This window comes from Halomonas sp. G15, from assembly GCF_021282295.1.
Lineage (GTDB): Bacteria > Pseudomonadota > Gammaproteobacteria > Pseudomonadales > Halomonadaceae > Halomonas > Halomonas alimentaria.
In genome coordinates, this window is the sequence record NZ_JAJSPA010000092.1 from 1 (window position 1) to 1065 (window position 1065).

Genomic DNA, 1065 nt, shown 5'->3' on the forward strand with positions numbered 1-1065 from the left:
GAACCGAGGCTTCTTACACACACGATTACATAGTGTGTAGAAAATTCGGGGGAAATAAAGCCCTGAAAAAGCAGGGCTTTATTTCACTCACTCACTCATTTACACATATTCTGCTATAAAGAACTTCTAGTGTGAGGAAGGAAAGCGCGAGGGGCGCTAGCGCCTCTGCTTAACAGGCTAAATATAACACGCTGTATTTGACGTATGGCTACCGTCTTGCGCGCATACCGCTATCGCTTCACCCCAACCCCCGAGCAGGCAGACCAGCTGGCTCGGACGTTCGGTTGCGTGCGGTACGTCTATAATCACTTTCTGCGCGAACGTACGGATGCCTGGTTCGAGCCCCTCGATCAAGGCTTCGAACTCGGCATGGCTGAGCGTGATCGCCTGGCCGGCGGTGGGCGACAGGGTAGCGAAGCGCCCGCGCTCCAGTCGTTTGCTCCACACGCAGTAGCCACCGGCCTGGAAGTACAGGCACTTGAGCTGGGTGCGCCGCCGGTTGATGAAGATGAAACCGTGCCCGCTCAGCGGATTCTGGCCCAGCTGTCGGCGTACCAGGGCGCCCAGTCCATCATACGAGCAACGCATGTCGGTGGCTGGGTGCCGAGGCCTGTGGATTCTGCGCCCGGCCCAGAGTTTACTCTGTGACTGCTCCCCACCTTTGACGTGATGTTTTGACCTGCCCGTCGTGAATGCTCCCCGCATCATGCGGAGCATGGATGCGGGGCTTCTGCTGGTGATCATCGGCGTCACGGAGCAGGGCCGCAAGGAACTGGTGGCCGTCGAGGACGTCCTTCCTGGAGCTGCCGAAGGAAGAGGATACGTATCTTCAGGAGCGCTCCGTCGTCGTGGGGGACGCCCACTCACCACCGTCCTGACTGAGCAGTTCCGGCACCTGATAGCGCGTGCTTCGGCCACCTCCGGGAAGCTTCACCAAACAACCCTTCTCGACCAGCCCAGCGAGGTGACGGGTGGCGGTTGCCTTACTGACCTTGGCGACTTTCTGGTACTGCGACGCACTGATACCGTGTTCGAAGCCTCTCTCACCGCCATCCAGCAGGCGGT

3 pseudogenes are annotated in these 1065 nt (G+C 59.2%); 1 reads left to right on the forward strand and 2 read right to left on the reverse strand.

Annotation, left to right across the window (positions count from 1 at the left end):
* Positions 1 to 204: 204 nt before the first annotated feature.
* Positions 205 to 342 (forward strand): annotated as a pseudogene (locus tag LWH48_RS18100) (helix-turn-helix domain-containing protein); the annotation flags it as partial.
* A gap of 54 nt (positions 343 to 396) precedes the next feature.
* Here LWH48_RS18100 and tnpB read toward each other — a convergent pair.
* Both tnpB and LWH48_RS18105 read right to left on the reverse strand, forming a co-directional pair.
* Positions 397 to 744 (reverse strand): annotated as a pseudogene (tnpB, locus tag LWH48_RS18475) (IS66 family insertion sequence element accessory protein TnpB); the annotation flags it as partial.
* An 85-nt stretch (positions 745 to 829) separates the two neighbouring features.
* A pseudogene (locus tag LWH48_RS18105) lies at positions 830 to 1065 on the reverse strand (DUF4172 domain-containing protein); the annotation flags it as partial.